Here is a 25,166-nt window from a genome sequence, read left to right as displayed (position 1 = left end):
TCTGCCTTGCGCAATCATTTCGGATCAGGTGCCCGATTTGATCTTGGTCCACAGGCGGGTCACGACCCGCTGCGTTTTGGCCGGGTAAGGCGTGGTGATGTAGAGGTTCTGCATCGTGGCATCATCCGGGTAGATCGCCGGATCGCCGATCACGTCTTCTTCCAGAAACTCCTGCGACGCCTTGTTGCCGTTGGCGTAGTAGACGTAGTTCGACGCCGCCGCCATGTTGTTGGCATCCAGGATGAAGTTCAGGAATTTATGCGCGCCGTCCGGGTTGGGTGCATCCACCGGAATGGCCATCTGGTCGAACCACATCAGCGAGCCTTCGGCAAACGGATGGTATTCGATGGTCACACCGTTGTCGGCCTCATCCGCCCGATCGCGGGCCTGCAGAATGTCGCCCGACCAGCCCACGGCCACGCAGATGTCCCCATTGGCCAGTGCATTGATGTATTCCGAGCTGTGGAACTTCTGAATGTAGGGACGCACGCCCGTCAGCACCTCTTCGGTCTTGGCGATCACGTCGGTGTCATGGCTGTCCGGATCTTCGCCAATGTACTGGAGTACCATGGGAATGATCTCGGACGGCGCGTCCAGGAAATGGACGCCGCATGAGGCCAGCTTTTCCATGTTCTCGGGCTTCAGCACCAGGTCCATGCTGTTCAAGGGCGCATCGTCGCCCAGCACTTCCTTGACCTTGTCGACATTCACGCCCAGCCCCGTGGTGCCCCACATGTAGTTGATCGAATAGGCGTTGTCCGGGTCATATCCGGCCGTACGTTCCTGGATCACATCCCAGAGGTTAACTACATTGGGCAGCTTGGACATGTCCAGTTTCTGGAAGGCTCCAGCCTGGATCTGGCGCTGAAGGAAGGTGCCCGACGGCACCACCACATCGTAACCGGATCCTCCGGCCAGCATCTTGGTTTCCAGAACCTCGTTGCTGTCGAACACGTCGTAGATCAGGGTCAGACCCGTCTCTTCCTGGAATTTGCTCAGCAACTCCTCGTCGATGTAGTCCGACCAGTTGTATACGCGCACCTCTTCCGCAACAGCGGCCGACGTCCCCAATGCGACAATTGCCGTCATCGTCAGCGTTTTGATTTTCATTTTCTTCTCCCTGCAAGTGTACGGGCATTTTCCCGTTTTTTTGGATTTGATCAAGTTTTGCGTTTTCCCTCGATACGTCGTATGGTTTCACGGGGCAAGAAACCTGACAAGCCGGGAGCATTGGGATCGGGGTGAACCAATTGGATTTGATCAAAAATAAGGCATCTGCTGCAGTGACCCAGACCGAAAAACGACCAGCACATGAACAGGTGTACCAGACACTGAAGTCGCAGATCATGTTCGGCGATCTGGTGCCGGGGCAACCGGTCACGATCCAAGGCTTGACCGATTCGCTGGGCGTGGGCATGACCCCGGTGCGCGAGGCTATCCGGCGCCTGATCTCGGACGGTGCGCTGATCTTTCAGGGCAACCGGCGGGTCAGCGTTCCCCTTCTGACCGCAACAGATGTCGAACAGATGATTTTCGCCAGAAATGCCGTAGAATCAGAGCTTTCCCGGCGCGCAGCAGTCAACATGACCACGGCGGATATCGACCAGCTTGAAAAGATCGACGAACAGCTGGATCGCACGATCGCCGACGGGGACGTTGGCGGCTATCTTCGCCTGAACCATGCATTCCACGAAAAACTCTATGACCATGCCGGCGCGCCGATTCTAAAGGATTTGGCCGAGCGCCTGTGGCTGCGATTCGGGCCGTCCTTGCGCGTCGTCTGCGGGCGCTTCGGCACCCAGAGCCTTCCAGACCGGCACAAGGACATCATCGATGCCTTGCGCGCCAGCGACGCTGAAAAAGTCGCAAAAGCAACGACCCAGGATATCGAACAGGGCATGGAACTGATGGCCGAGGCGCTGGCGACCGAATAGGTCAGCGCGATTCGATTGACAGAAAAAAATTTGATCATATTGTGACGGCAACCGCTGTTGCAGGAGTAGAGACCGATGTCGACCATCACCAACCACATGCCGACCGCCGAATTGCAGGCCCTGGATGCGGCGCATCACCTTCACCCGTTTTCGGCCAACGGCGCACTGGGCAAGGAAGGCGCGCGCGTCATCACCCGAGCCAAGGGCGTCTATCTGACCGACAGCGAGGGCGAAGAGATCCTGGATGCCATGGCCGGCCTGTGGTGCGTGAACGTCGGCTATGGCCGCGACGAACTGGCCGAAGTGGCGGCGCGCCAGATGCGCGAACTGCCCTACTACAACACCTTCTTCAAAACGACCCATGTCCCAGCGATCGCGCTGGCGGCCAAGCTGGCCGAACTGGCACCGGGTGACCTGAATCATGTCTTCTTCGCCGCCGGCGGGTCCGAGGCCAATGACACCAACATCCGTCTGGTCCGTACTTATTGGGCGGAAAAGGGTCACCCCAACAAGAACATCATCATCAGCCGCCACAACGCCTATCACGGGTCGACCGTCGGGTCGGCTTCGCTGGGCGGCATGGCCGGCATGCACGCGCAGGGCGGCATCCCGATCCCGAACATCCACCACATCAACCAGCCCAACTGGTGGGCCGAGGGCGGCGACATGACGCCCGAAGAGTTCGGTCTGGCCCGCGCACGCGAGCTGGAAGAGGCGATCTTGGAACTGGGCGAAGACCGCGTTGCCGCCTTCATCGCCGAGCCGGTCCAGGGTGCGGGCGGCGTGATCGTCGCGCCCGACACCTACTGGCCGGAAATCCAGCGCATCTGCGACAAGTACGACATCCTGCTGATCGCCGACGAGGTGATCTGCGGCTTTGGTCGAACCGGCAACTGGTTCGGCTCGCAGACCATGAACATCCGCCCGCATATCATGACCATCGCCAAAGGGCTCAGCTCGGGCTATGCGCCCATCGGCGGCTCGATCGTCAATGACGAGATTGCCGAGGTGATCGGCGGGACCGAGTTCAACCACGGCTATACCTATTCGGGCCACCCCGTCGCGGCGGCCGTCGCGCTGGAAAACCTGCGCATTCTGGAAGAAGAAAAGATCGTCGAGCATGTGCGCGATGTCGCGGCCCCCTATCTGAAACAGAAATGGGAGGCGCTGGTCGAGCACCCGCTGGTGGGCGAAGCCAAGATTGTGGGCATGATGGCCTCGATCGCGCTGACGCCGGACAAGGCCAGCCGGGCCAAGTTCGCCTCCGATCCGGGTACTGTCGGGTACATCTGCCGCGATCGCTGCTTTGCCAACAACCTGATCATGCGCCATGTGGGCGACCGGATGATCATCTCGCCGCCACTGGTTCTGACCCCGGCCGATATCGACGAGATGTTCGTGCGCATTTACAAGTCGCTGGACGAGGCGCAGGCCGAGATCATCGCCCAGGGCTTGATGAAAGCGGCCTCGTGAGTTCAGGGAAATATCAAAAAAGGGCGGTCCGGTAGGGCCGCCCTATTTCGTTCACCGCATCCGTTCCAGCAAGTGCACGGTTGCGTACCCATCCGGCAAAAGACCACGCGCCATCTGATAGGCCCGCAACGCATTGATGGTGTTCGGCCCGATCCGCCCGTCGATGGCCTGCGTGTCGAACCCGGCCAGGGTCAGGCGCAGCTGCAACTCCTTGCGTTCGGTAAAACTCAGCACCCGGTCGCCGCGCGGCCAGCTTGCGCGGAACGGACCCTGCCCGGCCAGCCGGTCTGACAGGTGGCCGATGCCGATCACATAGGCATCGGCGCCGTTGTAACGCTCGATCACGCTGAAATTGTCAAAGATCATCAGGGCCACGCCACCGCTGCCGGCCGGCAGCAGGATCGAGGCGGGCCCGAAATCTGCGATGCCACCGCCGTTCGCGGCGCGGACGCCGCGTGCGGCCCATTCCGAAGGCAGCAAACTAACGTCCCGACTGGCGCTGGCATAGTCGAACCCTTTGGGCAAACGCACCTCGACCGCCCATGGCTGACCTTTGGTCCACCCGAACTTGGCAAGGTAGGCGGCAGCAGACGCAAGCGCATCCGTAGGATCGTCCGACCAGATGTCGCGGCGTCCGTCGCCGTCGAAGTCAACCGCGTGCTCGAGGTATGAGGTCGGCATGAATTGCGTGTGCCCCATGGCACCCGCCCAACTGCCCGTCATTCGGTCCGAGGTGATGTCGCCGGCCTGCACGATTTGCAATGCCGCGAGCAACTGTGTTTCAAAAAACTGCGCGCGCCGCCCGTCATGGGCAAGCGTTGCAAGCGACCGGATTGTCTGGCTGCTGCCCCGATACGTGCCGTAGGATGTTTCCAGCCCCCAGACCGCGACCACCACCTCTTTTTCGACCCCGTACCGGGCTTCGATCCGGTCCAGCGTATCCTTGTACCGCACCAGCGCCTTGCGCCCATTCGCGATGCGCAGGTCTGACACGGCCGAATCCAGATACTCCCAGATCGGTTTCGAGAACTCGGCCTGACTGCGATCGCGCTTGATGGCGTCGTTGTCGTAGGTCAGGCCTGACAATGACCGGTCCAGGACCTGCGGCCGGATACCTGCCGCAACTGCCCGGTGCCGGAAGGCGTTCAACCAAGTCTCGAAGCTGGTGTTGCCTTCGACGACCACCCGGTGCATGCCGGTGGTCGGCCTTGGCACCGGCCGGATCGAAACCGTCAGATCGGCCGACGCCAACTGGATCGAATCCAGCGCCGGTCTGATCTGTGGTCGTTTGGTTGTATTCGAAGTCTCCGCCTGCAAGATGGATGCCCAAAATGCGGCGGCCACAAAGCCACACACATATTTCATGATTCAGGTTTTCCTGATTACTGCTCGCAGACAGGGTACCCCAGATTGCGCAAATCACAAAGCGCTCAGGACTGGCTCTCTTGATCTTTTGCTTCGCGCTCGGCCCGGATCTTGGCCAGCGCCTCTCGCAGCAAAGGCACGCGGTTGGGGCGGAAACTGTCCTGGGTGACGGACATCGCGCGCATCCGGTCCAACCGAAACACGCGAAAATCCCGCCTCAGATGGCACCAGCTGAGCAGTACGCTGGCATGATCCATGTACACGATGCTCAGTGGGCTCACGCGGCGCTGGGTGTCGTCACCTTTCGCATCGGTATAGTCGAACTCGACCACACGCTCGTCCCACGTCGCCTGCCGCAGGTCGGCAACTTCGATGCTGGGTGCGGCAGGACGGTCGAACCGGGTGGCGGTCAGCACTGCGTGGCTCAGGCGGTGGGATTGGCGGTGTGGCAGCCGGCCCTGCAGTTTGCGCAGCGCCGCACCGGCGGCGTCCGACAGAGCCGGGTCTCCGATCAGTTGCACCTCGCGTAGGCCAAGAACCAGCGCCTCCAACTCGTCATCGGTGAATCCCAGCGGCGGCAGTGTCGCGTCTTCGATCAGGGTGAACCCGAACCCGGCCTCGCCATCAATGACTGCACCGAGACCACGCAGAGCGTCGATGTCGCGATGCACGGTGCGTGCCGAAACCCCCAGATCCTGCGCCAACTGCGCCGAGGTCTTGGGCGACGGGCCAGACCGCAAGGCCTGCATCAATTGGAACAGTCGGGCGGTGCGGGACATGATGTCATTCAATCTAAACCTAATGACAGAAACTGTCATTAGCCCGCGATAGACCGGCGGCACCCCAATTTCGGAGCCTATTATGTTGACCCTTCTTACCTACCCTTCCGCTTTCGGACTTTTCAGCGCCAGCCCCTTTTGCGTCAAAACCGCCTATATGCTGCAGCTGGCCGGGCTGCACTGGCGCCGTTCGGACATGGTCGATCCGCGACAGATGCCGCACAGCAAGTTGCCGGTTTTGCGCACACCCGAACGTCTCGTGCCGGACAGCGACCAGATTCGCGACTGGTTGGAAGCGCAGGGCGCCGAATTCGACCGTGGCCTGAGCGATGTGCAAAAGGGCCAGTCCCGCGCGTTGATCCGCATGGCCGAGGAACATCTGTACTTCCAGATCGTCATTGACCGCTGGGCCAACGACGAGGTTTGGCCAGTTCTGCGCGACACCTTCTTCTATGAGATTCCCCGAATCGTCCGACGCCCGATCTCGAACTCGGTCCGGAAATCGGTCTTGAAAGGCCTTCGGTCCCAAGGGATCGGGCGCTTCTCCGAGGCTGAACGGATGGCGCGGGTCGAACGCGACCTCGAGGCGATCTCAGCCTATCTGTGGCAGGCCCCGTATCTTTTGGGGGATCACCCCACTTCGGCCGACCTCAGCGTCGGCCCGATGCTGGCTGCGATGCGGGCCACTCCGGCCGATACCCGGCTGACCCGGCGCATCAAACAGGATACGCTGCTGAACAGTTATGTTGACCGGATGGAACAGGCTATCCCCCTGCCATGAGGCTTTTCGATGACCCCAACGTGGCGTCTGCTTACGAGGCATTCGCCGCGGACACCAGAAGCGGCGCTCTGGCTCTGCGCGATCTGGTCTTCGCCACTGCGCAGGAACTTCAGCCGGCGGTTTCGGTGACCGAGGCTCTGCGATGGGGTCAACCGGCCTATCTGAGTCCCAAGGGGACAACCATCAGGCTGGGTGGACACACCTCCGCCCGGTTTGCCCTGTTTGTCCACTGCCAGACCCGGCTTATCGGTGAGTTTACCTCGGCCTTTCCCGACGCTGACAGGATTGACGGCAATCGCGCCATCCTGTTCGACGGGATCGAACAGATCGACCCCATCCGGCATGGATGGCTGATCGCCCGGGCGTTGACCTATCACCGCTGACGGCGTTTGCGCTCGACCTTGCGTTTGATCTTGTCCTTCTTGCGCTTGGTGCTGACCGCCTTGCGCCGTGTCGGACGGCCGGGCCGCCCACGTCCGCCGCCGCGCGGCATGGCCTGATCTTCGATCGACAGCAGCTCCAACTCCAGCCCGCCGGTCACCGGTGTGGCCTCGGTCAGGCGCACTGTGACACGCTGGCCAATGGCGATGGTCAGGCCGGTATCGGCCCCCATCAGGGTGCCGGCCTCGGCGTCGAAGTGGAAGAACTCGCGCCCCAGCGACCGCACCGGCACCAGCCCGTCGGCCCCGGTTTCGTCCAGTTTGACGAAGGCCCCGAACCGGGCGATGCCGCTGATGCGGCCGGTGAACTCGTTGCCGACGCGCTCGCTCAGATAGGCCGCCAGATAGCGGTCGGTCGTGTCGCGCTCGGCCATCATCGAGCGGCGCTCGGTGTCCGAGATGTGGGTGGCGATCTCCTCCAGCCGCTCGATCTCGTCGGCGGTCAGACCGTCCTTGCCCCAGCCATGGGCCGAGATCAGCGCCCGGTGCACGATCAGGTCGGCGTAGCGGCGGATGGGCGAGGTGAAATGCGCATAGTTGCGCAGCGCCAGCCCGAAATGGCCAAAGTTCTCGGGGCTGTAATAGGCCTGCGCCATCGACCGCAAGGTGCTGAGATTGATCAGCTCAGCATCCTCGGTGCCGGCGGCGGCATTCAACAGCGCGTTCAGGTGACGGGTCTGCAGCACCTGCCCTTTGGCCAGATTCAGCCCGGCGGCCTGTGCCGTCTCACGCAGGCTTTCCAGCTTTTCGGGCGCGGGTTCCTCGTGCACCCGGAACAACAGAGGGCTGCGCTTGGCGATCAGCGTCTCGGCCGCGGCCACATTGGCCAGGATCATGAATTCCTCGATCAGCCGGTGCGCGTCCAGCCGCTCGCGGAAGGCCACGCTTTCGACCTCGCCCTTGTCGTTCAGCACGATCTTGCGTTCCGGCAGGTCCAGGTCCAGCGGCTGGCGTTCGTTGCGCGCCGTCTTCAGCGCGCCATAGGCGGCATAGAGCGGCTTCAGAACGCTCTCCAGCAGCGGGCCGGTCCGGTCGTCATTGGGGGTGCCGTCGATGGCCGCCTGCACCTCGGCATAATGCAGAGACGCGGCCGAGCGCATCAGCCCGCGCACAAAGCGGTGGTCGATCTTGTTGCCGTTTGCATCGATCCGCATCCGCACCGCGATACAGGCGCGCGGCACGCCTTCGTGCAGCGAACACAGATCGCCCGACAGACGGTCGGGCAGCATCGGCACGACGCGGTCGGGGAAATAGGTCGAGTTGCCCCTTCTGCGCGCCTCGCGGTCCAGCGCACTGCCGGGGCGCACATAGGCCGCCACATCGGCAATGGCGACCCAAATCACGTGACCGCCCGGGTTTTTCGGATCATCATCGGCATGGGCATAGCAAGCGTCGTCATGGTCGCGCGCGTCCGAAGGGTCGATCGTCAGCAGAGGGATGTCCCGCAGATCCTCGCGCCCTTTCAGCCCGACGGGCTTGGCCCGGTCGGCCTCGGCGATCACGTCATCGGGAAAATCATCCGGGATGCCGTGCTGGTGAATCGCGATCAGCGACACCGCCTTGGGCGCGGACGGATCGCCCAGCCGTTCCACAATGCGCGCGCGCGGCTGCCCCATGCGGTTTTTCGGCCCCGCCTGCTCGGCCTCGACCAATTCGCCATCCTTGGCGCCCAGCGCCGCGCCTTCGGCAACCAGCCATTCGGTCGATCCGGCCTTGTCGATGGGCACGATTCGACCGCCCTCGGCGCCCTTGCGGAAAATGCCCACGACCCGGCGCGGATTGGCGCCGATGCGGCGGATCAGGCGGGCCTCGTAATTGTGGTCTTCTTCATGCACCTGGGTCAGCCGGGCCAAGATCCGGTCACCCTCGCCCAGCGCCGGGTCGCTGGCGCGGGAAATGATCAGCACGATCGGCTCGACCCCTTCGCCATGCCATTCCAGCGGCCGCGCGAACAGGTCGCCGTCGGCGTTCGGCGCCTTGACCTGCAGCACGCTGACCGGCGGCAGGCGGTCCGGGTCGCGATAGCTGCGCTTGCGCTTTTCCAGATGGCCCTCGGCCTCAAGCTCTTTGAGGATCCGTTTCAGGTCGATCCGGTCCGCGCCCTTGATGCCAAAGGCCTTGGCAATGTCGCGTTTCGAGGTGAGCGTGGGGTTCGCCGAGATCCAGTCGAGGATCTCCTGCTTGGTCGGTATGCGTTTCATGATTTCCGCCTAGCACGCCGATACGACCGCGTCATGACCAAAAAGTGGCCGGACGCATCAATCGCTCAGGCGAAATAATCGGCCAGGATCCGGGCATAGATCGCCTTGAGCTGGCGGATCTGCTCGACCGGGACGGATTCGTCCACCTGGTGCATGGTGCGTCCGACCAGGCCGAACTCGACCACGGGGCAATGATCCTTGATGAACCGCGCGTCCGAGGTGCCCCCGGTGGTGGACAGCTCGGGCCGGCGGCCGGTCTCGGCCTCGACCGCGCGGGCCACCAGTTCCGACAGCGGCCCCGGAGGGGTCAGAAAGCTTTCGCCCGAGACCTTGATCCGCGTGTCGATCTGCACGCCGAACTCGGCCGCCACGTCGGCTGCCTGCGCCTTCAGCCAGTCACTGAGGCTGGCGCCTGTATGCAGGTCGTTGAACCGGATGTTCACCGCGCCACGGCACTGGGCGGGAATGACGTTGGTGGCCGCGTTGCCGGTGTCCATCGTGACCACCGCCAGGGTCGAAGCGTCGAAATGGTCCGTCCCCCGATCCAGCTCGTGACTGGCCAGCCGATCCATCAGCCGCGCCAGCGCGGGCAGCGGGTTCCTGGCGCGATGCGGATAGGCCGAATGACCCTGCACGCCCGTCACCTCGAACCACGCGGTCATCGACCCGCGGCGGCCGATCTTCATCATCTCGCCCATCTCGTTGGGGCAGGTCGGCTCGCCCACCAGACAGACCGACATCCGCTCGTCTTGCGCCTGCATGTAGTCCAGCAGCGCGGTGGTGCCGTCAACCGCGTCGCCTTCCTCGTCCCCCGTGATGGTCAGGATGATCGCCCCGTCTGGCGGGGTGTCGCGCACGAAATCCACCGCCGCCGCGACAAAGGCCGCCACCCCCGATTTCATGTCGGTCGCGCCCCGACCGTACAGAATGCCATCATGGATTTCCGCGCCGAACGGCGGGCGGGTCCACGCGGCCTCATCGCCCACCGGCACCACGTCGGTATGGCCGTTGAACCCGAAACTGCGCGCATGCCCCTTGTCGCCCCACCGGGCGAACAGGTTGCAGACGCCGCCGCGATCCACCCGCGTGCAGGTGAAACCGGCCCGCGCCAGGATATCTTCCAGCAGAATCAGCGCCCCGCCCTCCTCGGGTGTGACCGAGGGGCAACGGATCAGGTCTGCGGTCAACTGGACAGGGTCGGACATTCAGGGGCCTCGCAGGGTCGGCAGGATGTGGGTTCACGCACAGATTCAACGAATTGGCCGCAATGCCAACCCCGATCGGCGGTTTTCCGGTCGCCCAGCCCGAAAAAACGGCAAAAAGAAATCCCGGTCGATGACCTCGCGACGACCTTGCCGCGCCATGGCAAATTGCGCTAGAGCGCCGCGAAACAGGTGAACCAGCTATGACGCGCGCCCTTTTCGCATTGATCTGCCTGACCTTCGCGGTCTTTGCACAACACAGCCAAGCCGAAACTCTGACGGTCACGACGGTGGAGCGTCCTCCGTTCTCGTATGTGGATGAGGGCGAGGACACCGGCTTCTCAATGGACCTGCTGGCCGCGCTGGCTGAAGAACTGGATTGGGAATACACGGTCGTTCGTGTCGATGCGTTCGGGGACATGCTGTCGGCGGTCGAAAACCGCGAAGCCGACATGGCGATCGCGAATATTTCGATCACCGCAGGCCGTGAAGCCCGAATGGATTTCAGCCAGCCGATTTTCGAAGCCGGCCTTCAGATCATGGTACCATCAGACGCGGCGCGCAGCCCGTCCTTGATGCAGGCGCTTCTGTCACGCGAGCTGTTCATCGCCATCGGGCTGGCCTTTGCCATCCTGCTGGGTGGCGGCATGCTGATGTGGGGGTTCGAACGCCGATCCCAACCCTATTTCGACCGCGACCTGAACGAGGCCTGGTTCCCGTCCTTCTGGTGGGCGTTGAACCTGGTGGTCAATGGCGGATTTGAAGAGCGGATGCCCCGGACCCCGTTCGGGAGAGTTCTGGGTGTGATCCTGGTCGTATCCTCGCTGTTCATCGTGTCGGTTTTCACCGCGCGGATCACCTCGGTCATGACGGTGGATGCGATCACCAGCAACATCAACTCGGTCAATGATCTGTACGGCAAACAGGTCGGGACAATCTCGGGTTCGACCGCCGCCAGTTTCCTGAACCGGCGCGAGGTCGAATTCAACGGGTACGAAGACCTGGACAGCATGTTGACCGCGTTCAAGGATGGGGACCTAGATGCCGTCGTGTTCGACGCACCGATCCTGTCGTATTTCGCCGCACATGAAGGCCGCAAGATTGCGGCAATGACCGGCGGCGTCTTCCTGCGCGAAAACTACGGTATCGTCTTCCCGACCGGGTCACCTCTGGTCGAGGATGTGAACCAGGCGCTTCTGGGCCTCCGCGAAGATGGCACCTATGACCAGATCTATCGCAAGTGGTTCGGCACGCGCCGCTAGGCGCCTTCGGGCTTTTCGCCGAAGAAGGGCGTCATCTGCGCAACAATAACCGCGTTTTCCTCAAGCGCCCTCTGCATCAGAGCGCGTTCGTCGGGGTCGATCTCGTGCCCCTGCGCCTCGCGCTCGGCCAGGGTGCCATAGCCGGTTACGTCCAGCGGAGCCGTGTTGGCCTGCTTGAGAATGGCGACGGTTTCGCGCACGGCCTCGGCCTCGTCCACGCCGCTGGCATAGCACATGAGCGCCGCGCCGGTGGCGCCTTCGGGCAGGCCGTCGCCATCCTTGCGGCCAATCTGGACCAACAGAGTATAGACCTGCTGGCGCGAGGGTTTCTTTTGCTTTTCCATGCCGTGGGCCTTAGCCGGGGGCCGGTCGATGGTCAAGCATGGCAGCTGGACGCGGTTCCCGGATGCCGTGTCGTTTTTTGACGCGCTCAGGCCCACCGTCCAGTCAGACTGGTCGCGAAAAACGACGGAGGACATCATGACCAAACGCGGCCGCTGCCTGTGCGGTGAAACCCGCTGGGAGTTTGAGGGCGCCGAGACCTGGAGCTGCTACTGCCATTGTGACGATTGCCGCCGCAACTGCGCCGCGCCCGTGGTCGCATGGTTGGGCGTACCCTTGCGCAATTTCCGATGGACCGCCGCAACACCGCGTAGTTTCGCCAGTTCGAAAGGCGTCCAGCGACATTTCTGCGCAACCTGTGGCTCTCCGATGGGGTTCGAGGCCGACCACTATGAAGGCGGGATGCACCTGTACGCGGCCTCACTGGAAGACCCTGTGGACTTTGCGCCAACCTTTCACGTCAATTTTCAAAGCAAGCTGCCCTGGCTGGAACTGCACGATGACTTGCCGAAATACGACGGCACCCTGCTGCACGCGCCCGAGGATCTCGCCGACTACACGACGGGATAGGTCCGACCCTGCCGAACAAAAAAGGCCGCGGACCAGAGCCGCGACCTTTGGAACTTTGAACAATGCCTGCGATCAATCGCGCAGCAGCTCGTTGATCCCGGTCTTCGAGCGGGTCTTTTCATCCACCCGCTTCACGATCACCGCACAGTACAGGTTGATCCCGTTCTTTGACGGCATCGAACCGGACACCACCACCGAATAGGGCGGCACCTCGCCATAGAACACCTCGCCCGACTCGCGGTCGACGATCTTGGTGGACTGGCCGATATAGACGCCCATGCCCAGAACCGAGCCCTCGCGGATGATGCAGCCCTCGACCACCTCGGAGCGGGCGCCGATGAAGCAGTTGTCCTCGATGATGGTCGGGCCGGCCTGCATGGGTTCCAGCACGCCGCCGATGCCGACGCCGCCGGACAGGTGGACGTTCTTGCCGATCTGCGCGCAGGACCCGACGGTGGCCCAGGTATCGACCATCGTGCCTTCGTCCACATAGGCGCCGAGGTTCACGAAAGACGGCATCAGCACCACGCCCGGCGCGATATAGGCCGACTTGCGAACCACGCAGTTGGGCACCGCGCGGAAACCGGCCGCGCGCCACTGGTTTTCACCCCAGCCGGCGAATTTGCTGTCGACCTTGTCCCACCAGCCGCCGCCCTGCGGGCCGCCGGACTGAATTTCCATGTCCTTGATGCGAAAGCCCAGCAGAACCGCCTTCTTGGCCCACTGGTTCACATGCCAGCTGCCATCGGCCTGCTTCTCGGCGACCCGCAGCGTGCCGCTGTCCAGCGCGTTCAGCGTGTCCTCGATCGCTTCGCGCTGTTCACCGGTGGTGGCGGGCGTGATCGTGTCGCGGGCCTCCCATGCGGCCTCGATGGCGGTTTCCAGTTGGGCGTTGGACATGGGGTTACTCCGTGCTGACTCTCGTTTGGTTGGTGTTGCCTATATGAAAGCCGGGGCCAATGCGCAATGCGACGTTGGCGGAGCCATTTGCGGCCACCCGGCGCGAAAACCCGTCGGTCTCAGCTGGCGCGGCGGATATGGCGCACCAGAATCGCTGTGGCCGTGGCGGTATCGCGGCGCTTCATCGCCTGCACGATGGCGGCGTGGTCGGTGTCTTTCCGCTGGACCCAGCGATGACGCCAATGGGCGAACAGATGGCGGGCGCTGGCGATATGCAGATCGTCGATCGTATGCAGCAGGCGCGGCCGCGCGCAGGGTGTCAGGATCGCCCGATGAAAGGCGCGGTTCCGGGTTTCCCATGTGGGCATGTCCTGCGCCTCGTCGCAGGCGATGCGGGCCTTGTCGGCCGCCTTGAGATCCGCCGGTGTCAAATTCTGGATCGCATGTTGCAGGGCCAGCGATTCCAGGGCCACGCGCATCTCGATCACCTCGCGCACCTCGGCCGGGTCCAACGCGGTGACGCGCATGCCGCGCCGTGGTTCGCTGTGGGCCAGGCCATGCGCCTGAAGCCGCAACAGCGCCTCGCGCACTGGGACATGGCTGGTGTCGAACGCCCGCGCGATATGGTCCTGCCGCAGTTTCTCACCCGCGGGCAGCTCGCCCGTGATGATGCGCTGGCTGAGCCGGTCATAGATGGAATCTGCGATCGTGGCGGTCATGGGATTTTATCTATAATCCCAAGGCTCGGGCCTCAAGGCGCAAATTCAGGCGGTCAGAGGGTCAGGTGCGATATTGCCCCCGCAGACCAGAACCGCGACCCGTTCGCCCGGTTCCGGCGTGTAGACGCCCGAGGTCAAGGCCGCCAGGGCCGTCGCGCCCGCCGGCTCGACAAGAATGCGATGCGCCTGCCACAGGCTCTGCTGCGCCTCGGCGATCGCGTCATCGCTGACCAGCACCGACGTCATCCCCTGCGCCAGCCCGAAACAGATGTCGCCGATCCGCCGCGCACCCAGCGCGTTGGCGGCTATGCCGGAAACGGACACATCCACGGGCGCTCCGGCCTGCAACGCCGCGTTCAAGGCACATGACGTTTCCGGCTCGACCGCAACGACCTTGCGCGCGCCCTGAAACCAGGCCAGCGCCCCCGCGATCAGCCCGCCGCCGCCCACCGCCACCAATACGGTATCGGCCCGCAGGCCCTGGCGGTCCCATTCGGCAAAACAGGTGCCCTGCCCGGCCACGGTGGCCGGCGCATCATAGGCATGGATCTGCATCGCACCTGTTCGATCTTCGTGTTCACGCGCCATCGCCAGGGCGTTTGCGTATTCACCCGGCACCACGCTCAGATCCGCGCCGATCCGTTCGATCAGAGCAATTTTGGACGGGCCGGCCATCTCGGGCACGAAGATCTTGGCCGGATGGCCCAGCGCCCGCGCGGCATAGGCCGCAGCCGCACCGTGATTCCCGCCCGAGGCGGCCACAACCCCTGCCGCCGGCACATCGAGGCTGAGCAACGTGTTGAACGCCCCGCGCGCCTTGAAACTGCCGGTGTGCTGGAAATGCTCCAGCTTCATCTCGACCGGCTGCGCCAGTCCCAGCGCGTCGCTTGTCATGACCGGTGTCACCTGCGCGTGGCCATTGATGCGTTCGGCTGCGGCCGAAATTTCAGTCTTCCAATCCATTCTCGTCTTTCCGTGACTGGCACTCTGCCCGCGAACCCTATAGCTGTTTGAAAAACACGCAAGCAGGGAACCCCCAGCAATGAGAGAAGACCGCCTCAGCCCTTTCCGCGATGCGCATACCGACCGCTCGACCGCAAGCGAAGTCCCCGACACGCCGCAGACACGCTCGCCCTCGTACCGGCTGGCCTTTGCCGATGACGATTTCCTGTGCCGCGAGGAACTGCGGCCCGTGCGTCTGCAACTGGAACTGCTGAAGCCCGAAATGATCATGGCCGAACGCCAGATCACGTCGACCATCGTGATGTTCGGCGGCGCGCGAATCCCGGAACCGGCCAAAAAGGACAGCGCCCGGACGGCCACGTTGGCCGGTCTGTCGCAATACTATGACGAGGCGCGCGAATTCGCCCGGCTGATGACCGAGAAATCCAAGCAAAGCGGGTGCCGCGAGAACGTCATCGTCACCGGCGGTGGCCCCGGCGTGATGGAGGCCGGAAATCGCGGCGCCAAGGATGCCGGTGGCTGCTCGATCGGGCTGAACATCGTGCTGCCGCACGAGCAGGCGCCCAATGCCTATGTCACCCCTGAGCTGAGCTTCAATTTCCACTATTTCGCCATACGCAAGATGCATTTCCTGATGCGCGCCCGTGCGATCACCATCTTCCCCGGCGGATTCGGCACGATGGATGAGTTGTTTGAGTCCCTCACCCTGATCCAGACCGGCCGGATGGAGCGCGTGCCGTTCCTGCTGTTCGGGCGCGAGTTCTGGGAGCGGGTGATCAATTGGGAAGCGCTGGCCGATGCCGGGACCATTTCCGAAGAGGATCTGGACCTGTTCCGCTTTGTCGATACCGCGCAGGAGGCAGTCGACATCATCGAGCGCTGGGAACCCGCCCCGCCGCGCGACGACATTCCGGGGCGCTGAGCGATGGCGCGCACCCCCAAGACAGGTGAGATGCTGCATCTGCGCGGCAATGCCCTGAGCAAAGGCGACCCGGTGGCCTTGCCGCTGACCCAAAGCAGCATGTTCCACCTGCCCGGCGCGCCGGACGGTCACCCGACCTATGGCCGGGTGGACAACCCGACCTGGACACAGGTCGAGCATGTGCTGGCGCATCTCGAAGACGCACCCTGCCTGATTTTTCCGTCCGGCATGGGTGCAATTTCGGCGGCGTTGTTCGCGACCGTGCGCGCGGGGTCGCGCATCCTGATCCCGTCGGACGGGTATTATGTCACCCGCCTGCTGGCCGACCGGTTCCTCGCCCCGCTGGGCGTGTCGGTCGAAGAGCGCCCAACGACCGCATTTGCGCAGGGCGGGTTCGACGGGTTCGACGTGGTCTTCGTCGAAAGCCCCTCCAACCCCGGGCTCGACATGATCGACCTGGCGCAGGTGGCCCGCGACGTGCGCGCCGCGGGTGGCATCACCATCGCCGACAACACGACGCTGACCCCGCTGGGACAGCGCCCGCTGGACCTGGGCATCGACATCGTCGTCGCCTCGGACACCAAGGCGATGGGCGGGCATTCCGACCTGCTGATGGGCCACGTGGCCAGCCGCGATGCCCAGATCATGGAACGGGTCGAGGAATGGCGTCGCGTCTCGGGCGCGATCCCCGGCCCGCATGAGGCCTGGCTACTGCATCGCGGGCTGGAGACGCTGGACGTCCGGTTCGACCGCATGAGCAGCTCGGCGCAGGTTCTGGCCGAACGGCTGGCCGATCATCCGGCGGTCACGCAGATCCGCTATCCAGGCCTGCCGTCGGACCCGTCGCACGATCTGGCCCGAAAACAGACCGCACGGTTCGGCTTTCTGCTGACTATCACGCTGGCCTCGGAAGACCAGGCCGAACGGTTCATCAATGGCTGCCCGCTGTTGCGCCCGGCCACGTCCTTCGGTGGCGTGCACAGCTCGGCCGAGCGGCGCGCGCGCTGGGGGGATCAGGTCGATCCCGGTTTCGTGCGCCTGTCGGTCGGGTGTGAACCAGTGGACGAGCTGTGGCAGGCTCTGAACGACAGCCTAAATGCGCTGGCCTGAGCCTTATTTCTTGGGCTCGCGCAGTTCGGTGAAGACGTAGATCGGCAGCAGAACCCCAGCGATCAAGGCGCCCAGCCACACCAGAAGCGTCGCCGCCAACAGGTTCGAGATACCGCCCACGGTCAGCCCTGCGGCGACCAGATCGGTGATCAACAGGCCCACGAAGGTGACCACCAGCGCGATGCCGCCCTTCAGCGCCGGCACGTTCTTTTCCCCGATCTTCAGGATCAATGGCTCGGCCACGACCTGAACCAGGGTGAACACGATCACCACCACGATGAAGGACACCGGCTTGATCGAAAAGCCGGTCAGCAACAGGCTGGCCAACAACAGACCGATGGCATTGCCCGCCAACAGGGCCAGGGCCGACTTGATTCTGCGTGACATGCGTTTGACTCCATCCGCAACAGTTCGAAACATGCGGATATTATCAGGATGCCGGAATTTTTCGAGAAAATTCAATCTTCTCGGTATTCGGTCCTGTTGAAATTCCATGACACGACACAATCTGAAAGGTTAACTGCCAACAACATCCACTGGCGCAACCCATCAGAAACGAGCGATATATGAGCGACAATCCATATTCGGTGTTGGGCGTCTCGAAAGACGCCAGTGCCGCCGAAATCAAGAAAGCCTACCGGCGCATCGCCAAGGCCTGCCACCCGGACCTCAAGCCCGGGGACGCCAAGACCGAGGCCAAGTTCAAGGCCGCCGCCGCAGCCTATGACCTGCTGAAGGATCCCGAAACCCGGGCAAAATTCGACCGGGGCGAGATCGACGCCTCGGGCCAGGAGCGCCCGCAGCAGCAATATTACCGTGAATATGCGGAAACCGCGGGCAACCCTTATCGCGCGGGCGGCGGGGTCGAGGACGACGACATGTCCGACATCTTTGCCCAGTTCTTCGGCAACCGTGGCAACGGAGGCTTCAACGGGGGGCGTGCGCGCGAGTTTCATGCGCCCGGTCACAACGTGAACTACAGCCTGCAGATCAGCTTCCTGGATGCCGTCTTTGGCGCCACGCAAAAGCTTACCCTGCCCAGTGGTGACCGGATCGAGGTGAAGATCCCTGCCGGCATCACCGACGGCCAGACCATCCGCCTGCGTGGCAAGGGCGCGCCGGGCTATGGCGAGGGGCCGCCGGGCGACGCGCTGGTCACGATCCGCGTGGCCGAACACCCGGTGTTCAAGCGCGAGGGCGACGACATCCGCATCACCCTGCCGATCACCATCGACGAGGCCGTTCTGGGCGGCAAGGTCCCCGCGCCCACGATCGACGGCCGCGTGAACGTGACCGTGCCCGAGGGCACAAGCAGCGGCAAGACCCTGCGCCTGCGCGGCAAAGGCGTCAGGAAACGCGGCTCGGACAAACGCGGCGACCAGCTGATCGAGCTGAGCGTGGTGCTGCCCGACAAGATCGACGACGAACTGAAGCAGTTCATGCAGAACTGGCGCAAGTCGCACAGCTATGACCCGCGGAAAGGAATGCCGGCATGACCCGTTCTCTGACCGAAGCCGAACTGATCGAAGCCGTCCAGAACCTGACATCAGAGCGGTTGTCCCGGTTCCTGTCCGCCCGGATCGTGATCCCGCGCCAGTCCGACCAGGGGCTGGTCTACGAGCGGCTGGACATGGCGCGCCTGCAACTGGCTTGCGAGTTGGATGACCAGTACGAGATGGAGCCCGACGCCCTGTCGATGGTGCTGTCGCTGATCGACCAGATGCACGGCCTGCGGGCAGAACTGCGCGAGGTGCTGCGCGCCATCGACGCCCAACCCGACCCGGTCCGCAGCCAGCTGGTCGAACGGATCGGAACAGCGCGGTTCCGCCGCGGCTAGGACCTGTCTGCAAGGCAGGTTTGCCCTTCTGGACTCGGTGGTTTTGCCTTAGAAGGCGCCATCGAGTCGGAACCGGGTGATGCGATGACACGGACCAAGTCGGAATTGCTGATGCCTGCAGGCAATCTGCGCAAGCTGAAACTGGCCATCCTGTACGGGGCGGATGCGGTGTATCTGGGCACGCCCGACATGTCTCTGCGCACCAAGTCCGAGTTTTCGCTGGACGAGGTGATTGAAGGGGTCGAGTTCTGCCACGCGCATGGCAGCCGCGCCTATCTGACGCTGAACCTGTTTTCGCACAACAAGGACATCCCCAAGCTGGACGAATACATCGACACCGTGCGCAAGGTACGGCCGGACGGGTTGATCATCGCCGACCCCGGCGTATTCCAGTATGTGCGCGACCGCGCGCCCGAACTGCCGCTGCATATCTCGACCCAGGCCAATATCTGTTCGTGGCTGTCGGTGAAGTTCTGGCAGGATCAGGGGGCCGAACTGGTGGTGCTGGCGCGCGAGGTCTCGTATCCCGAACTGGTGGAAATCCGAGAGAAATGCCCCGACATCCGGCTCGAGGCTTTCGTGCACGGCGCCATGTGCATGACCTATTCGGGCCGCTGCCTGCTGTCGAACTTCATGGCGGAACGTGGCGCCAACCAGGGCAACTGCGCCAATTCCTGCCGCTGGAACTATGCGCTGAAGCTGCGGCTGAAGGACGGCACCCATCAGGAACTGCGGATCACCGAGGAAAACGCCGACCTGTTCGAATTCCTGCTGGAAGAAGGCTGCCGCCCGGGTGAACTGATGCCGATCGAAGAGGATGATCGCGGCTCGTACATCCTCAATTCGCGCGATCTGTGCATCATGCCCAAGCTGGACGAATACCTGAAGATCGGCGTCGACAGCCTCAAGGTCGAGGGGCGCGGCAAGTCGGAATACTATGCCGCCATCGTCGCGCGCGCCTATCGCATGGCCATCGACGATTACTATGCCGATCCCGAGAACTGGGACCCGAAGCCTTACATGTGCGAGTTGGAGACCGTGGGAAACCGCGGCTACACGCTGGCCTTTCACGAAGGGCGGCTGACCAATTACGCCCATGATTACGAACACACCGCGACCATCGCCCAATGGGAATATGCCGGGCTGGTGACCGACGTGACCGAGGATGCCTTCCTGGTCGAAGTGAAGAACAAGCTTGAACCCGGCGACGTGCTGGATTTCGTCTCGCCCATCTCGCGCGAGACGGTCCTGCTGCGCGCCTACGAATTCGAACGCGCCAGTGACGGCGCCAGGCTGGACGTGGTGCATGGCAGCACGAAAACCGTGATCCGCCTGCCGTTTGCCCTGTTCGATCACGAAGACCCCGACGACCTGCGCGCCCGTTTCCCGGTATATTCGGTCCTGCGCAAGGAGCGCGCCCTGACCGACGAACATTGGAGCCGCATCCGTTTTGACAAGCTGGTGCAGGGCTTGGAAACCTCGGGGCGCGACAATCCAGCCGCCTATGCCCGCCGCCGGGACGAGCTGGTGGAGAAGATCGGTCAGGACGGCACCGAGCGCCTGTTCAAGACCAACCGCGTGGGCACCGAGGGCTGTTGCGGCAAGGGGTGCAACGGCTGCCTGATCTTCTGGCAGGATGACAAATACGCCCTGGCGCGCGAGGTTCTGTCAAAACGCAAGCAGGGAGAGCAGCTCAGCCGGCGCGAGGCCGCCGCCCTGAAACTGCCCGGCGACGCGGCCCGCGATCAGTTGCCGACGCGGTAATCCTCGGGCACGAAGAACGTATAGTCGCGGTCAGCCACCGCTTCGTGGCAGTCATGGCAATAGGCAACCGCCCCCGCGCGATCCCCCATCGTGTCACCGAACAGAGACCCGTCGGGCATCACCATGACATAGCGCCAGTCGGCGGTGTCGGGGCTGGTGCCTTCGGGCAGTTTCTCCATCACGAACAGGGCGCCGGGATGCACCCGGCCCTCATCCGTGACGGTCATGCTGTCCTTGGCCAGAACCGAGCCCACGGGCAGCTTTTCCCCCGGTTGCAAGGTGCCGTAATTGTGGGCCATCCGGTTGGCATAGCTGTTGACGTAGCGCTGCCCATGCGTGGCCGACAGGTACGGCGCGTCGTTGAACAACGGCCAGTTCTGATAGTTCATCAGTTGATCCAGATGCGCGGTGGCATAGCCGCGATCCATCTGTTTCCTGAGGGCGCGATAGTGCTGCTGCGCGTCCTCTTTGCTCAGGTCCGCCGGGTTCTCGATCGCCAGATGCGCCTCGGTCTCGTTGGATTGCGCCCATGCAATGGCTGCGCCCGATGCAACCAATACGGCGGTCATGCAGATCGTGGACAGGTTCGTCAGTGCGTTCATGTATTGGCCCACCCTGTTCCAGGCTTGCCTGAATTCCGCAGATTTCCCCGACAAATTTGAGCGGACTGGACGAAACGCACCAGAACCGGACTGTCCAACTCACCGTCTTGTGCGCAGATTTTACGTGCGCGCAACCGCGCACCTCTCATGCCTCAAGACTACCAAATTCAGCCGTAGAATTACAGACCATTTGCCCGCGAACCCGCGGGCATCGGATCAACCTTTCAGCCCGGCCTCGGCCTCGATCTGGCGGCGCGACTTGCGGGCGCGCTCGGTGGCCGATTTCAACTGACCGCAGGCGGCCATGATGTCCTCGCCCCGCGTCTTGCGGATGGGCGAGGCGTACCCGGCCTGATAGATGATGTTGGCAAAGGCCCGGATCCGGTTGTTCGAGCTGCGCTTGTAGGGCGCGCCGGGCCACTCGTTGAACGGGATCAGGTTGATCTTGGCCGGAATGTTGTGGCGTTTGATGTGGTCGATCAGGCGATGCGCGTCCTCGTCGCTGTCGTTCACGCCGTCCAGCATCACGTATTCAAAGGTGATCCGCTCGGAATTCGACGCGTTGGGATAGCTGGCCAGCGCCTGCAGCAGTTCCTCGATGTTCCAACGCTTGTTGATCGGCACCAGAACGTCGCGCACCTCGTCCATGGTGGCGTGGAACGAGATCGCCAGCAGGCAGCCGATCTCTTCCGCCGTGCGCGCGATTTCGGGCACCACGCCCGACGTCGACAGAGTGATCCGCCGGCGCGACAGCGAAATGCCCTCGGGATCCATCGCGATCTTCATCGCGTCGCGGACGTTTTCGAAATTGTAGAGCGGCTCGCCCATGCCCATCAGCACGATGTTGGAGAGCAGGCGCGTCTCGTTCTTGGGCGCGCCCGGGGTGGGCCATTCGTCCAGATCGTCACGCGCCATCATCACCTGACCGATGATCTCGGCCGCAGTCAGGTTGCGCACCAGCTTCTGCGTTCCGGTGTGGCAGAACGAACAGGTCAGCGTGCAGCCCACCTGCGACGAGATGCACAGCGTGCCGCGATCCTCTTCGGGGATGTAGACGACCTCGACCTCGTGCCCACCGGCGATGCGCACCAGGTACTTGCGGGTACCATCTTCCGACACCTGGCGGGTAACCACCTCGGGGATTTCGATCACGAAATTCTCGGCCAGTTGCGCGCGATAGGCCTTGGCCAGATTGGTCATCTGGTCAAAATCGCGCACGCCCCATTGATAGATCCACTGCCAGATCTGGTTCACCCGCATCTTGGCCTGCTTTTCAGGCGTTCCATGTTCGATCAGAACCTCGCGCAGCCGGTCGCGGGTCAGACCGACAAGGTTGATCTTTCCCTCGGGCAATTTGCGGGGAATGGTCATGACATCCTGGGTGATCGGCGCTTTGGCGGACATGGCGGTTCTCGGGCGTTCTGGCTTGGGATGCGCCTCTATATAGGAACGCCGGCAAAGATCAAAAGGATTCGTGAGAACCTGCCCGGACGTCAGTCGAGGAACCGCAACAGTTCGGTGACACGGGCCCGCCCCAACTCGACCCGGCACGAGGTGATCGCAATGCCCGTTCCGGATCCACCACCAAAAGACGCGCCAACTGCTTCGCACTGCGCATCGCGAAAAGTCTTCCAAGCCTCTTGAGAAGTTTCAAGGGCTGGCAAAGCAACAGCCCGACCCGTCACTTCGTCCAGTTCCTTCGCCGCATCGACTGCGAACCCAAACGCCGCGACCAAAGCGGCCTCGACATTGGTCTCGGCCCGACCGACGCATGTCCCGATCTCGACCTGAGATCCGGCATCGGTACATTCCAGCGCCGGGTCTGCAAATGCCGATACCGGAAGAAGAATTGCTGCCCAAACCCAACGCATGTCCGTCTCCTCGCCTGTCTACCCATGGTTTCAGACAGAGCTTAGCACAGTGGTCAGGCTTGGGCACGTTTTAGGTGCAGCGAGCGATCACACCCCGGCTGGCGGGATGTAGCAGTCCTCGGCATCCAGTGTCTTGACCGGATCATTCGGGCCGCATTGCTCGCCCGTGACCGGATAGGTTTCGGTGGATTTCTCGCACGCGCTCAGAGTTGCCGCTGCAACAATCAGAACCGCAATAAGGGGTTTGGTCGACATGTCTGGACTCCTTCTTCGTTGTCTGAACCGATTGGTTCAGAAATCGAGTCCGTCAACCTTGATGCGGATCAAGTTTTGATACCGACGTTGCGTAAACGGATGCACAAAAACGCAAAACCCCGCCATTTTGGCGGGGCATGAGATCTGGACGGGTTGGGCAGTTACTTGGTGCAGCGCTTCTCGGCGTCTTCGATGGCTGCGGTAAAGCCCAGCAACGAGAACGTGTCCTTGGTCTGGGTGCCGCGTTCGGACCGTGCGGTCAACACGGCCTCGGTCCCGCGCTTCATCGCCGTGACGATCTTGGCATCATCCGCGGCGCTGGCGGGCCACGCCCACTCGCCCTCGGTGAACAATTCGAACTCGGACCCGTCGATTTCCAGATTCACCGTGGACCCGGGCGCGAATGGGTAGCCTCCGGTGAATGTCACCTGTCCTTTGACCTCGGCGTTGGGGCGATAAAACACGAACAGCAAAATGTCGCTGCGACGCACCGATACCACACGGCCACCGCGGGTATTCACGGTCTCCTTGGGGGCGGATACGCTCCAGCACTCGGTCGGATCGTCTTCGACGAACACGCTCCAATCAGTCTGAGCGGACACACGGTTCGTACTGGTCGCCTGCTGGGCGATCGCTGTCGTGGCCATCCCTGCCACACAAAGGCCCGCGCATACGCGGGCGAGCATTGTTTTCATTCGTTCAGCCTCCTGGCTCGACCCACACCTCAACTCCATCCCGGAAGGCCGCGAACCCTGACGGTCCGTCTGTTGCAGTTGCGCATCCGGATGATTGCCGACATACACACACTAACGCAGGTTTCGCCACAGGCGAAAGGGCGATTGGCAGAATTTTGCGCACATTCCGGAGGGACGACATGACGCAGCCAGTACCGATGACCGAACTGTGGCGCGGACCGCTGTTGGAGAGCCTTCATCTGGGCCATGCGGTGATCTGCGACGACAGCGGCCAGATCGTGCGCAGCTGGGGCGATCCGAACGCGGTGATCTATCCGCGGTCGTCAGCCAAGATGATCCAGGCGCTGCCGCTGATCACCTCAGGCGCGGCGGCCAAATACGGGCTGGGCTCCGAGCATCTGGCGCTGGCCTGCGCCTCGCACAACGGCGCGGCGATCCATACCGAGCGCGTGACCGCTTGGCTGGATCACCTGGGCCTGTCCGAGCCCGATCTGCGCTGCGGCCCGCAGGAGCCGGCCGACATGGCCGCGCGCGACGGCCTGATCCTGGCCGATGACACGCCCTGCCAGATCCACAACAACTGCTCGGGCAAGCATTGCGGGTTCCTGACCCTGGCCCGGCACATGGGCGCAGGCCCCGAATATATCGAAATCGACCACCCCGTGCAGCAGGCCTGCCTGTCGGCCTTCGAAGAGACCACGGGCGAGGACAGCCCCTGTTACGGGATCGACGGTTGCTCGGCGCCCAATTTCGCCACTTCTGTGATGGGACTGGCGCGGTCGATGGCGTGGTTTGCCTCGGCCGGCGACCGGTCGGACCGGGCCAGCGACGCGGCCCTGCAATTGACCCGGGCGATGGTCGCCCACCCCGAGCTGGTGGCGGGCGAAACCCGCGCCTGCACCGAACTGATGCGGGCGATGAACGGCCGTGCCGCGATCAAGACCGGGGCCGAGGCCGTGTTCGTCGCGATCATCCCGGAAAAGAAGATGGGTGTGGCGCTGAAGATCACCGATGGCGCCACCCGCGCCAGCGAGTGTGCCATCGCCGCCATTCTCGTCAGCCTCGGCGTGCTCGAGGCCGATCACCCGGCCACGCGCAAATTCATGAACGCCACGCAATACAGCCGCCGCGGGCTGGAATGCGGCGTGATCCGCCCCGCGCCGGGTTTCCCCGGCTGAG

Annotated in this window: 27 protein-coding genes; 12 read left to right on the top strand and 15 right to left on the bottom strand. The window is 63.1% G+C overall.

The features are described 5' to 3' along the window. Positions 1-24: 24 nt before the first annotated feature. Positions 25-1,110 carry a polyamine ABC transporter substrate-binding protein gene (locus AC2FM5_RS01980; RefSeq protein WP_496733607.1) on the bottom strand — a complete coding sequence of 362 codons (1,086 nt, stop codon included), beginning with the start codon at positions 1,108-1,110 and terminating at the stop codon, positions 25-27. Positions 1,111-1,250: 140 nt separating this feature from the next. On the opposite strand from AC2FM5_RS01980, the gene AC2FM5_RS01975 reads away from it, so the two are divergent. Further along, on the top strand, positions 1,251-1,934 hold the full coding sequence (locus tag AC2FM5_RS01975; protein WP_093964408.1) for a GntR family transcriptional regulator: 684 nt from the start codon (positions 1,251-1,253) through the stop codon (positions 1,932-1,934). A 75-nt stretch (positions 1,935-2,009) separates the two neighbouring features. After that, entirely contained in the window at positions 2,010-3,407 is a 1,398-nt protein-coding gene (locus AC2FM5_RS01970; RefSeq protein WP_170439808.1) for an aspartate aminotransferase family protein, read from the top strand. A gap of 51 nt (positions 3,408-3,458) precedes the next feature. Here the strand turns inward: AC2FM5_RS01970 and AC2FM5_RS01965 are convergent, their stop codons facing one another. Next, the gene (locus tag AC2FM5_RS01965; protein ID WP_496733604.1) at positions 3,459-4,772 is read right to left on the bottom strand and encodes a lytic murein transglycosylase; all 1,314 of its coding nucleotides are present in this window, start codon (positions 4,770-4,772) and stop codon (positions 3,459-3,461) included. Between the two features lie 65 nt (positions 4,773-4,837). Continuing rightward, the gene (locus tag AC2FM5_RS01960) at positions 4,838-5,551 is read right to left on the bottom strand and encodes a helix-turn-helix transcriptional regulator (protein ID WP_170360739.1); all 714 of its coding nucleotides are present in this window, start codon (positions 5,549-5,551) and stop codon (positions 4,838-4,840) included. Positions 5,552-5,633: 82 nt separating this feature from the next. Between AC2FM5_RS01960 and AC2FM5_RS01955 the strand changes: the two genes are divergently transcribed. Both AC2FM5_RS01955 and AC2FM5_RS01950 read left to right on the top strand, forming a co-directional pair. Continuing rightward, positions 5,634-6,332 (top strand): glutathione S-transferase family protein, encoded by a 699-nt coding sequence (locus tag AC2FM5_RS01955; protein ID WP_170364851.1) that lies wholly within the window; start codon positions 5,634-5,636, stop codon positions 6,330-6,332. Then, complete coding sequence (locus AC2FM5_RS01950; protein ID WP_496733603.1) at positions 6,329-6,715, top strand: DUF1801 domain-containing protein; 387 nt, start codon at positions 6,329-6,331, stop codon at positions 6,713-6,715. The genes AC2FM5_RS01955 and AC2FM5_RS01950 overlap by 4 nt, the downstream gene beginning before the upstream one ends. Here AC2FM5_RS01950 and rnr read toward each other — a convergent pair. Further along, positions 6,706-8,973: a ribonuclease R gene (gene rnr / locus AC2FM5_RS01945; protein WP_496733602.1), complete on the bottom strand. Its 2,268-nt coding sequence runs from the start codon at positions 8,971-8,973 to the stop codon at positions 6,706-6,708. The two genes, AC2FM5_RS01950 and rnr, sit on opposite strands and share 10 nt — an antisense overlap. 65 nt (positions 8,974-9,038) lie before the next feature. Continuing rightward, positions 9,039-10,178: a succinyl-diaminopimelate desuccinylase gene (gene dapE, locus AC2FM5_RS01940; RefSeq protein ID WP_496733601.1), complete on the bottom strand. Its 1,140-nt coding sequence runs from the start codon at positions 10,176-10,178 to the stop codon at positions 9,039-9,041. Between the two features lie 200 nt (positions 10,179-10,378). Between dapE and AC2FM5_RS01935 the strand changes: the two genes are divergently transcribed. Next, positions 10,379-11,437: a transporter substrate-binding domain-containing protein gene (locus AC2FM5_RS01935; RefSeq protein WP_170439245.1), complete on the top strand. Its 1,059-nt coding sequence runs from the start codon at positions 10,379-10,381 to the stop codon at positions 11,435-11,437. Here the strand turns inward: AC2FM5_RS01935 and AC2FM5_RS01930 are convergent. Further along, on the bottom strand, positions 11,434-11,781 hold the full coding sequence (locus tag AC2FM5_RS01930; RefSeq protein WP_496733600.1) for a DUF8846 family protein: 348 nt from the start codon (positions 11,779-11,781) through the stop codon (positions 11,434-11,436). The two genes, AC2FM5_RS01935 and AC2FM5_RS01930, sit on opposite strands and share 4 nt — an antisense overlap. A 136-nt stretch (positions 11,782-11,917) precedes the next feature. Here AC2FM5_RS01930 and AC2FM5_RS01925 point away from each other — a divergent pair, with 136 nt between their 5' ends. After that, positions 11,918-12,349, top strand: a complete 432-nt coding sequence (locus tag AC2FM5_RS01925) for a GFA family protein (protein ID WP_254428971.1) — start codon at positions 11,918-11,920, stop codon at positions 12,347-12,349. Positions 12,350-12,421: 72 nt separating this feature from the next. Here the strand turns inward: AC2FM5_RS01925 and dapD are convergent, their stop codons facing one another. The 3 genes from dapD to AC2FM5_RS01910 all read right to left on the bottom strand — a co-directional run bounded on the left by dapD (position 12,422) and on the right by AC2FM5_RS01910 (position 14,931). Further along, entirely contained in the window at positions 12,422-13,249 is an 828-nt protein-coding gene (gene dapD / locus AC2FM5_RS01920) for a 2,3,4,5-tetrahydropyridine-2,6-dicarboxylate N-succinyltransferase (RefSeq protein WP_149775516.1), read from the bottom strand. 119 nt (positions 13,250-13,368) lie between these two features. Then, a complete protein-coding gene (locus AC2FM5_RS01915) occupies positions 13,369-13,968 on the bottom strand; it encodes a GntR family transcriptional regulator (RefSeq protein ID WP_093964210.1) in 600 nt (199 codons plus the stop codon). A 45-nt stretch (positions 13,969-14,013) separates the two neighbouring features. Continuing rightward, positions 14,014-14,931: a threonine/serine dehydratase gene (locus AC2FM5_RS01910; RefSeq protein WP_496733599.1), complete on the bottom strand. Its 918-nt coding sequence runs from the start codon at positions 14,929-14,931 to the stop codon at positions 14,014-14,016. 79 nt (positions 14,932-15,010) lie between these two features. Between AC2FM5_RS01910 and AC2FM5_RS01905 the strand changes: the two genes are divergently transcribed. Then, a complete protein-coding gene (locus AC2FM5_RS01905; protein WP_093964208.1) occupies positions 15,011-15,853 on the top strand; it encodes an LOG family protein in 843 nt (280 codons plus the stop codon). 3 nt (positions 15,854-15,856) lie between these two features. Further along, on the top strand, positions 15,857-16,963 hold the full coding sequence (locus AC2FM5_RS01900) for a cystathionine gamma-lyase (protein WP_496733598.1): 1,107 nt from the start codon (positions 15,857-15,859) through the stop codon (positions 16,961-16,963). Between the two features lie 3 nt (positions 16,964-16,966). On the opposite strand, the gene AC2FM5_RS01895 is transcribed toward AC2FM5_RS01900, so the two are convergent. Beyond that, positions 16,967-17,350, bottom strand: coding sequence for a hypothetical protein (locus AC2FM5_RS01895; RefSeq protein WP_093964407.1), 384 nt, complete (start codon positions 17,348-17,350; stop codon positions 16,967-16,969). A 179-nt stretch (positions 17,351-17,529) separates the two neighbouring features. On the opposite strand from AC2FM5_RS01895, the gene AC2FM5_RS01890 reads away from it, so the two are divergent. The 3 genes from AC2FM5_RS01890 to AC2FM5_RS01880 all read left to right on the top strand — a co-directional run bounded on the left by AC2FM5_RS01890 (position 17,530) and on the right by AC2FM5_RS01880 (position 20,564). After that, the gene (locus tag AC2FM5_RS01890; protein ID WP_496733597.1) at positions 17,530-18,459 is read left to right on the top strand and encodes a DnaJ C-terminal domain-containing protein; all 930 of its coding nucleotides are present in this window, start codon (positions 17,530-17,532) and stop codon (positions 18,457-18,459) included. After that, complete coding sequence (locus tag AC2FM5_RS01885; RefSeq protein ID WP_170341224.1) at positions 18,456-18,800, top strand: hypothetical protein; 345 nt, start codon at positions 18,456-18,458, stop codon at positions 18,798-18,800. The genes AC2FM5_RS01890 and AC2FM5_RS01885 overlap by 4 nt, the downstream gene beginning before the upstream one ends. A gap of 84 nt (positions 18,801-18,884) precedes the next feature. Then, a complete protein-coding gene (locus AC2FM5_RS01880; RefSeq protein ID WP_496733596.1) occupies positions 18,885-20,564 on the top strand; it encodes a U32 family peptidase in 1,680 nt (559 codons plus the stop codon). Here AC2FM5_RS01880 and AC2FM5_RS01875 read toward each other — a convergent pair. The 5 genes from AC2FM5_RS01875 to AC2FM5_RS01855 form a co-directional block, all read right to left on the bottom strand. Beyond that, positions 20,546-21,166 (bottom strand): cytochrome P460 family protein, encoded by a 621-nt coding sequence (locus AC2FM5_RS01875; protein WP_170370147.1) that lies wholly within the window; start codon positions 21,164-21,166, stop codon positions 20,546-20,548. The genes AC2FM5_RS01880 and AC2FM5_RS01875 overlap by 19 nt on opposite strands. Before the next feature lie 216 nt (positions 21,167-21,382). Next, a complete protein-coding gene (gene rlmN / locus AC2FM5_RS01870) occupies positions 21,383-22,570 on the bottom strand; it encodes a dual-specificity RNA methyltransferase RlmN (protein ID WP_496733593.1) in 1,188 nt (395 codons plus the stop codon). Positions 22,571-22,659: 89 nt separating this feature from the next. Beyond that, positions 22,660-23,037, bottom strand: coding sequence for a lysozyme inhibitor LprI family protein (locus AC2FM5_RS01865; RefSeq protein WP_170360710.1), 378 nt, complete (start codon positions 23,035-23,037; stop codon positions 22,660-22,662). An 87-nt stretch (positions 23,038-23,124) separates the two neighbouring features. Beyond that, a complete protein-coding gene (locus AC2FM5_RS01860; RefSeq protein WP_170342136.1) occupies positions 23,125-23,292 on the bottom strand; it encodes a hypothetical protein in 168 nt (55 codons plus the stop codon). Between the two features lie 161 nt (positions 23,293-23,453). After that, positions 23,454-23,987, bottom strand: coding sequence for an invasion associated locus B family protein (locus tag AC2FM5_RS01855; protein WP_170342134.1), 534 nt, complete (start codon positions 23,985-23,987; stop codon positions 23,454-23,456). 179 nt (positions 23,988-24,166) lie between these two features. Between AC2FM5_RS01855 and AC2FM5_RS01850 the strand changes: the two genes are divergently transcribed. Further along, positions 24,167-25,165, top strand: coding sequence for an asparaginase (locus AC2FM5_RS01850; protein ID WP_496733588.1), 999 nt, complete (start codon positions 24,167-24,169; stop codon positions 25,163-25,165). Position 25,166: the final 1 nt, after the last annotated feature.

This window comes from Ruegeria sp. BHSA162 (genome assembly GCF_059613385.1).
Note: the sequence above shows the minus strand (reverse complement) of the source record. Positions and strands in the feature narration are given on the sequence as shown.